This is a genomic window from Bacillus sp. UNC69MF (assembly GCF_000746035.1).
Taxonomy (GTDB): Bacteria; Bacillota; Bacilli; order Bacillales; family Bacillaceae; genus Bacillus; species Bacillus velezensis.
On record NZ_JQKM01000003.1, the window covers coordinates 940,846 to 948,340 of the forward strand.

The 7,495-nt window shown below is 47.1% G+C and carries 7 protein-coding genes, 1 rRNA gene and 1 riboswitch; of the genes, 6 read left to right on the forward strand and 2 right to left on the reverse strand.

What is annotated here, in order from left to right:
- Window positions 1-69 precede the first annotated feature (69 nt).
- The 3 genes from betB (at window position 70) to BR62_RS0104730 (ending at window position 3,421) form a co-directional block, all read left to right on the forward strand.
- A complete protein-coding gene (betB, locus tag BR62_RS0104720; RefSeq protein ID WP_014418720.1) occupies window positions 70-1,542 on the forward strand; it encodes a betaine-aldehyde dehydrogenase in 1,473 nt (490 codons plus the stop codon).
- Window positions 1,543-1,559: 17 nt separating this feature from the next.
- Window positions 1,560-2,768 (forward strand): choline dehydrogenase, encoded by a 1,209-nt coding sequence (gbsB, locus tag BR62_RS0104725; protein ID WP_003152181.1) that lies wholly within the window; start codon window positions 1,560-1,562, stop codon window positions 2,766-2,768.
- A gap of 71 nt (window positions 2,769-2,839) precedes the next feature.
- Window positions 2,840-3,421, forward strand: coding sequence for an MOSC domain-containing protein (locus BR62_RS0104730; protein ID WP_007410167.1), 582 nt, complete (start codon window positions 2,840-2,842; stop codon window positions 3,419-3,421).
- On the opposite strand, the gene BR62_RS0104735 is transcribed toward BR62_RS0104730, so the two are convergent.
- Entirely contained in the window at window positions 3,422-3,910 is a 489-nt protein-coding gene (locus BR62_RS0104735; protein WP_007410166.1) for a DinB family protein, read from the reverse strand.
- Window positions 3,911-4,056: 146 nt separating this feature from the next.
- Between BR62_RS0104735 and BR62_RS0104740 the strand changes: the two genes are divergently transcribed.
- Both BR62_RS0104740 and BR62_RS0104745 read left to right on the forward strand, forming a co-directional pair.
- A complete protein-coding gene (locus tag BR62_RS0104740) occupies window positions 4,057-4,587 on the forward strand; it encodes an NfeD family protein (protein WP_007410165.1) in 531 nt (176 codons plus the stop codon).
- 19 nt (window positions 4,588-4,606) lie between these two features.
- A complete protein-coding gene (locus tag BR62_RS0104745; RefSeq protein WP_015240445.1) occupies window positions 4,607-6,136 on the forward strand; it encodes a flotillin family protein in 1,530 nt (509 codons plus the stop codon).
- Between the two features lie 30 nt (window positions 6,137-6,166).
- Here the strand turns inward: BR62_RS0104745 and thiT are convergent, their stop codons facing one another.
- Window positions 6,167-6,748 carry an energy-coupled thiamine transporter ThiT gene (gene thiT, locus BR62_RS0104750; protein WP_012118271.1) on the reverse strand — a complete coding sequence of 194 codons (582 nt, stop codon included), beginning with the start codon at window positions 6,746-6,748 and terminating at the stop codon, window positions 6,167-6,169.
- Between the two features lie 100 nt (window positions 6,749-6,848).
- A riboswitch (TPP riboswitch) is annotated at window positions 6,849-6,949 on the reverse strand.
- Between the two features lie 366 nt (window positions 6,950-7,315).
- On the opposite strand from thiT, the gene BR62_RS0104755 reads away from it, so the two are divergent.
- Window positions 7,316-7,495 (forward strand): 16S ribosomal RNA (locus BR62_RS0104755); the annotation flags it as partial.

The window sequence follows — 7,495 nt, forward strand, 5'->3', positions numbered from 1 at the left end:
TTAAATTAATATTGTTAAAAACATTAAATTTTTATTTAACAAACTTACTTTTCGGTAAGGAGGACTCTTATGAGCAAAACGCTTTATATCGGCGGCGAATGGATCAGTGCAGAAAAAAAACAGACGCGCCGTATCATTAATCCATTTAATCAAGAAGAAATTGCAACGGTATGCGAAGGAGACCGGGATGATGCGGTGAAAGCCATCGCCGCAGCCAGAAAAGCATTTGATGAAGGGGAGTGGCCGGTGCTTTCCGGGCTCGAGCGCGGACAATTTGTTCTGAAAATTGCGGAATTAATCAGACGCGATCTGAACGAATTAGCTGAGCTGGAATCGCTCGATACAGGAAAAACGATTGAAGAAAGTAAAGCCGATATGGATGATATCGCAAATGTATTTCAATATTATGCCGGTTTGGCGGATAAAGACGGAGGCGAGGTCATTTCATCTCCGATTCCCGATTCCGTAAGTAAAATCGTCAGAGAGCCCATTGGCGTATGCGGACAAATTACGCCGTGGAACTATCCGCTCCTTCAGGCGAGCTGGAAAATCGCTCCCGCTCTTGCGGCCGGAAACACGATCGTTTTAAAGCCGAGCGAGATTACTCCGCTGACAACCATTAAAGTCTTTCAATTAATAGAAGAAGCCGGTATTCCGAAAGGGGTCGCCAATCTCGTGCTGGGGCCGGGCGCCTCTGTCGGCGACGAGCTGGCGAGAAACCTCGACGTCGATTTGGTCTCTTTTACGGGCGGAATTGAAACAGGCAAAAAAATCATGCAGGCGGCAAGCGGCAATGTGAAAAAGATTGCTCTGGAGCTTGGCGGCAAAAATCCGAATATCGTATTCCAAGATGCAGATCTCGAAACAGCTGCAGATCAAGCGCTGAACGCCGTGTTTTTCCATGCCGGCCAAGTATGTTCGGCAGGGTCCCGTCTTTTGGTGGACGAAGCCATTCATGATGAATTTTTAGCCGAGCTGATCAAGCGCACGAAACGCATCAAATTAGGAAACGGTTTTCATGAAGATACGGAAAGCGGTCCGCTGATTTCCGCCGAGCATCGGGCCAAAGTCGAAAAATACGTAGAAATCGGCATCGAAGAAGGGGCAAAACTGGAAACAGGCGGCAAACGTCCTGATGATCCCGCCCTTCAAAACGGTTTCTTCTATGAACCTACTATTTTCTCAAACTGCAAGTCTGATATGCGGATAGTCCAAGAGGAGATCTTCGGCCCCGTTTTAACAGTTGAATCATTTTCTTCTGAAGAAGAAGTGATCAGACTTGCCAACGATACCATTTACGGGCTGGCCGGAGCGGTATGGTCGAAGGATATTGAAAAATGCGAACGCGTAGCCGCCAAACTGCGGATGGGAACGGTATGGATCAATGATTTCCACCCGTATTTCGCGCAAGCGCCATGGGGCGGGTACAAACAATCGGGCTTCGGCCGCGAACTCGGCAAAATCGGTCTGGAAGAATACACGGAAATCAAACATATTTACCGCAACACGAAACCTGCGGCTGTGAACTGGTTTCAAGCATAACGAGGAGGAGATACAATATGACATTAAATATGAAAGTAGAAAGCATGCATAAATTCCATACATTCGAAATCCCGACAGTCATTAAACACGGAATCGGTGCGATTCAGCACGCGGGAAGTGAAGTCAGAGCGCTTGGCGTCACAAAAGCGCTGCTCGTAACAGACCCGGGAATTTATAACGCAGGAGTGGCAAACCCAGTCATTGAATCTTTGCAGGAAGCGGGCATCGAAGTCGTCCTGTTTAACAAAGTGGAGCCGAACCCGCCTGTACGTCTTGTAAACGAAGGATCAGAACTGTATAAAAAAGAAAACTGCAACGGTCTTGTGGCTGTCGGCGGCGGAAGCTCCATGGATACAGCGAAAGCCATCGGGGTAGAAGCGACACACGAAGGAAGCGTGCTTGATTATGAAGCCGCGGAAGGCAAAAAGCCGCTGGAAAACCGTATTCCTCCGCTGACAACGATCCCGACGACTGCGGGAACAGGTTCAGAGGTCACACAATGGGCGGTCATTACAGATGAAGAAAGAGAATTTAAATTCAATACGGGCGGACCGCTTATCGCCGCGCATTTAACGGTCATTGACCCTGAGCTGCACACGTCCATGCCTCCGCATGTGACGGCCATGACAGGTATTGACGCACTTGCGCACGCCATCGAGTGCTATACGATGAAATTCGCGCAGCCGATCACTGATGCCGTCGCTTTAATGGCCATTGAATATGCGGCGCATTATATTAAGCGCGCGTTTGCGGACGGAGAGGATTTGGAAGCAAGATACGGCATGGCGCAGGCGGCGATGCTTGCCGGCCTTTCATACGGCAGTGAATCAGCAGGCGCGGCGCATGCGATGAGCCAGACGCTCGGCGGCATCATCCCTGTCGCTCACGGACAATGCGTCGCAGCTATGATGGGGCCGGTAATGGAATACAACTGGAAAGGCTATCCGGAAAAATTCGCCCGTATCGCCAAAGCATTCGGAATCGATACAAGCAACATGACAACCGAAGAAGCGGCAAAAGCGTCCGTCAACTGGATGTATGATCTTGTAAAAGATTTAGAGGTGCCGAGTTTAGAAGAACAAGGTGTGTCTCCGGACATGATTGAACGTTTATCAAAAGAAGCCATGAAAGATCCGCAAACTTTCGGAAATCCAAGAGATTTGAATGAGAAAGCATACAACTGGATTTACAAACGCTGCTTTGACTTAACGCCGAAAACGGTATAATAAATGAACCCCGCTCCTTTACAGAGCGGGGTTTTTTAAGGATAATGTCAAGAAAAAGGCGGTGGTGGCTGATGTGGAAACGCATAACAGCAAAGACGGAAGGCGTATATATAGCGGATACCGAACAATTTGTTACCAAAAAGATGGACAAGCTTCGCGCGGAATACGGCGGGTTCCCCGGTGACTTGCATTTCGGACTGACAAAAAAGGCCGGCGCGCGTGAGCCGATGTATGAAAGAGGAACAGAAATTTTTAACCGGAGACAGATTTCAATCGTGTCCATGGAGGAATGTGATGACATTGCGGAGAAGATGGGGATTTCTCATATCTTTCCCGAATGGCTCGGCGCTAACATCGCAATCAGCGGTTTTTCTGCACTGACGCCGCTTAAAGAAGGAAGCAGAATGATATTTCCAAGCGGTGCGTCTCTGTTGTGCGAGGGAGAAAATGATCCGTGCATTCAGCCGGGAGAAGTCATTCAATCCTTTTATCCGGATCAGCCAAAACTCGCCGCGGCGTTTGTGAGGCACGCGATGGGCAGAAGAGGAATTGTCTGTATTGTTGAACGCCCGGGTGACATATGCACGGGCGATGCGATCACCATCCATTCTTATGAACCGAAACGCGCCAAGAAAAAAATCGAGAAGGTCTGACTAGACCTTCTTGATTTTTTGTTTGATTTCTTCTATTTGATTGATGTGACGCTTTTCATGATGGCCGATAAAATCAATCCACTGGCGGATCGTCAGTTCTTGAAAAACAGGATGCGGAAGCACACGTTCAAAGTCTTCCTCGTTTAATGATGAAATAACTGCGGTCAGCTGCTGTCTTGCCGTATCTAATTCTTGTTTTGCTTCAATGACTGATATTCGGTTTTGCTCAGGTTCGAGGTGTGACGGCGCCGGCCGTTTATCTGTTCTGTCCTCTATAAACTCCATCGGTTTTTCTTCTATTTCTTTTAACGGTGCGTCTTTTGCCTGCTTTGATAAAAGGGTCTGCGCTGTTTCGTCAATTTTCTTTAAATGGTCAAGGACTTCCCGCACGCTCCACTCATCAGCCGCGGGCTTTCGGTTGAATTCCTCATCAGAGAGTCCTTTCAGTTCTTCCCAGGTCTGCTGTCTGGCTTCATTAAAAATGCTCATCCTATCTCCTCCTTTAGAGTAAACATATCATATCCGGATTGGATAATCATGTAATCAGCCTTCCTTATCAGAAAATTGAAACCATTTACCTTTACATCCGTATATAAAGTAACACTCCGACACCTCGGCCGAAAGGAGGATAGAAGATGGACATATTTCATCTGCCGCTTGAAACGGTCTATCTTTACACATTGATTATTTCGGGAAGTCTCACGCTTTTGATTCTGTTTTTTCAAGATGTGTTTCACGGCCTCTCGGAAGCTATTCCTGTTTCATTTTTAAACCCTGCATTGATTCTGTCTTTTTTAACAATCTTTTCAGCCTCAGGTTATATCGGCGAAATCGCCGCTCCGCTATCAAGTTCTGTCATTGCGTTGCTTTCATTTGTTCTTTCGGTTCTTTTGGTCAGCCTGCTTCACTTCTTCGTCCTTGTCCCGCTTTCATCAGCGGAAGAATCGCTCGCTTATCGGGAGACGGATTTAAAGGGCAGAGTCGGCAGGGTCATTACTTCCGTCCCGAAAGACGGCTATGGGGAAGTGATCATAGAGGGAATAGGGGGCGCCATTTCTAAATCTGCCGTCAGCTTTGATCAAGAACAGATCAAGTACGGAACGGCCGTATTAGTGATTGACGTGAAAGACGGAGTGCTTTTTGTGACGCCGCATGAACCAATCTGATATCTAAGGGGGAACTGTTATGACTATGCCGATTATCATTGTTATCGGAATCGTATTCTTTTTACTCATCGCACTTATTGCTGTATTTATTACGAAGTACCGGACAGCGGGGCCGGACGAAGCCCTTATCGTGACCGGAAGTTATTTGGGAAATAAGAACGTCCACATTGATGAAGGCGGAAATCGTCTGAAAATCGTCCGGGGCGGGGGAACGTTCGTGCTCCCGGTATTCCAGCAGGCAGAACCTCTCAGTTTACTGTCAAGCAAACTTGATGTCTCTACACCTGAAGTCTATACAGAACAAGGCGTGCCGGTAATGGCCGACGGAACCGCCATTATTAAAATCGGAGGCTCTATCAGTGAAATCGCAACAGCAGCTGAACAATTTTTGGGGAAATCTAAGGAAGACCGTGAGCAGGAGGCGCGGGAGGTGCTGGAAGGCCATCTGCGCTCCATCCTCGGCTCCATGACCGTTGAAGAGATTTATAAAAACAGGGAAAAGTTTTCTCAGGAAGTCCAGCGGGTCGCGTCTCAGGATCTTGCTAAAATGGGGCTCGTGATCGTTTCTTTTACGATTAAAGACGTCCGCGATAAAAACGGCTATCTTGAATCATTAGGTAAGCCGAGAATCGCCCAAGTCAAGCGGGATGCGGACATTGCCACGGCAGAAGCGGATAAAGAGACGAGGATTAAACGTGCGGCCGCTGATAAAGACGCAAAAAAATCAGAGCTGGAGCGGGCGACGGAAATAGCTGAAGCGGAAAAAATCAATCAGCTGAAAATGGCGGAGTACAGAAGAGAGCAGGATACAGCAAAAGCCAATGCCGACCAGGCATATGATCTTGAAACAGCAAAAGCCCGCCAGCAGGTGACAGAGCAGGAAATGCAAATTAAAATTATTGAGCGGCAAAAGCAGATTGAATTGGAGGAAAAAGAAATTCTGCGCCGTGAGCGCCAATATGACTCTGAAGTGAAGAAAAAAGCCGATGCCGACCGTTACTCGGTGGAACAAGCGGCCGAAGCCGCAAAAGCGAAGCAGCTCGCAGAAGCGGATGCCGAGCAGTACAGCATCGAAGCGATGGCCAAGGCGGAAGCAGAACGCGTGAGAATTGACGGTCTTGCTAAAGCAGAGGCTGAAAAGGCGAGAGGAGAAACCGAAGCGGAAGTCATCCGCCTGAAAGGTCTCGCAGAAGCGGAAGCTAAAGAAAAAATCGCCGAAGCATTCGAAAAATACGGGCAGGCTGCAATCCTTGATATGATTGTGAAAATGCTGCCTGAATATGCGAAGCAAGTCTCAGCGCCTCTTTCCAACATTGATAAAATAACCGTCGTTGATACGGGAGGAAGCGGTGAAAACAGCGGGGCCAATAAAGTCACAGGCTACGCAACCAATTTAATGGCCGGTCTTCAGGAAAGCTTAAAAGCATCTTCCGGAATCAATGTAAAAGAGCTTATTGAGAATTTTTCAGGTAAAGGAAACATAAAACAAAGTATAAATGAACTTACAAAAGAACTGAGTGATTCAAACGAACGGCACAGCCCGGAATAAAAAAACAGCAGGCGTAAACCGCCTGCTGTTTCAGTTCGTCCGCTTAGCTTCAAGAAGCCGCGGCGCAGTCATGAATAATAAGATAAGGACAATGGCCGAAAGGATAAAAGAAGGAATCATATAAGTCGCGTTATAGACGGACGAATAAATCCAGACCGGCGTGCCCTTCGGAGCATAGCTTCCGAAAAAGACAGCTCCGGAGACCACATGTGCCGCATAGCGCAGCACACTGCCGATGAAAACACCGCCTATAACATACATCGTTAAAGCGCCTCTTTTTTTATTCAATGCCGATTCCCGTACACCGGAAGCAAACAAGCCGCTGAAACCGAGGACTGCAAAGGCCGCGATGTAATCAAGAAATAGCTGCACCGGGTGCTGCAAAAACAAATTGCCGATGGCGATCTGGACAATCCCTGTCAAAAAGCCTGTCGTAAGCCCGGCTTTCACTCCCCAGCGGAATGAAATCAAAAAAATCGGAATCATCATAATAGAGACCGAACCGCCTTGGGGCATCCGGAGAAACATACCTGAGACAATGTCCAGAATGACAGCCGCCCCGGTCATAATCGCTATTTCAATTAAGCGCACAAGCCGTGTTGAATGATTCATAGTTTTCCCCCTGGTCAGACAACCGTAACAAGGATAAACAAAAAAGCAGCGCGGGGAAGGATGGGAAAAGGTCCGCGCGCTGCTTGCATAAACTGCAAATCATTTGGCTTTGCCACATCCCTACGCCAGCGTTAACTAACAGGTTCAAAGGGTCAGAACAAAATGTTCACTCTCAGCTTTAATGCTCCCCTTGTGGTCATCAAGTATTTAGTTCAATCTTACTATACAAGAAAATATGCCAAACCACAAGACAGCTTATCTTTCTATAGAAGAGAAACTGAAATAAGTATGAAAGAAAATAATTAATGATTTTTTTAAAAAAACTATTGTCATATTTTCAAAAGGGTGTTATATTATTAAACGTCGCTGATGAACAGCAGACAACAACGAAAAGCTTCGGAAACAACTCAAAAAAAGTTGTTGACATAAAATAAGCTGAGTGGTAAGATAATAAAGCTGCTTCAACAAGCGGTAATGATCTTTGAAAACTAAACAAGACAAAACGTACCTGTTAATTCAAAGTTTTAAATAAATCGCACAGTGATGTGCGTAGTCAGTCAAACTACTTTATCGGAGAGTTTGATCCTGGCTCAGGACGAACGCTGGCGGCGTGCCTAATACATGCAAGTCGAGCGGACAGATGGGAGCTTGCTCCCTGATGTTAGCGGCGGACGGGTGAGTAACACGTGGGTAACCTGCCTGTAAGACTGGGATAACTCCGGGAAACCGGGGCTAATACCGGATGGT

What these genes read in the sequence shown, in the direction of transcription:
- betB (WP_014418720.1), top strand. Translation starts at nt 70, where the DNA reads ATGAGCAAAACGCTTTATATCGGCGGCGAATGGATCAGTGCAGAAAAA.
- gbsB (WP_003152181.1), top strand. Translation starts at nt 1,560, where the DNA reads ATGACATTAAATATGAAAGTAGAAAGCATGCATAAATTCCATACATTC.
- BR62_RS0104730 (WP_007410167.1), top strand. Translation starts at nt 2,840, where the DNA reads ATGTGGAAACGCATAACAGCAAAGACGGAAGGCGTATATATAGCGGAT.
- BR62_RS0104735 (WP_007410166.1), bottom strand. Translation starts at nt 3,910, where the DNA reads ATGAGCATTTTTAATGAAGCCAGACAGCAGACCTGGGAAGAACTGAAA.
- BR62_RS0104740 (WP_007410165.1), top strand. Translation starts at nt 4,057, where the DNA reads ATGGACATATTTCATCTGCCGCTTGAAACGGTCTATCTTTACACATTG.
- BR62_RS0104745 (WP_015240445.1), top strand. Translation starts at nt 4,607, where the DNA reads ATGACTATGCCGATTATCATTGTTATCGGAATCGTATTCTTTTTACTC.
- thiT (WP_012118271.1), bottom strand. Translation starts at nt 6,748, where the DNA reads ATGAATCATTCAACACGGCTTGTGCGCTTAATTGAAATAGCGATTATG.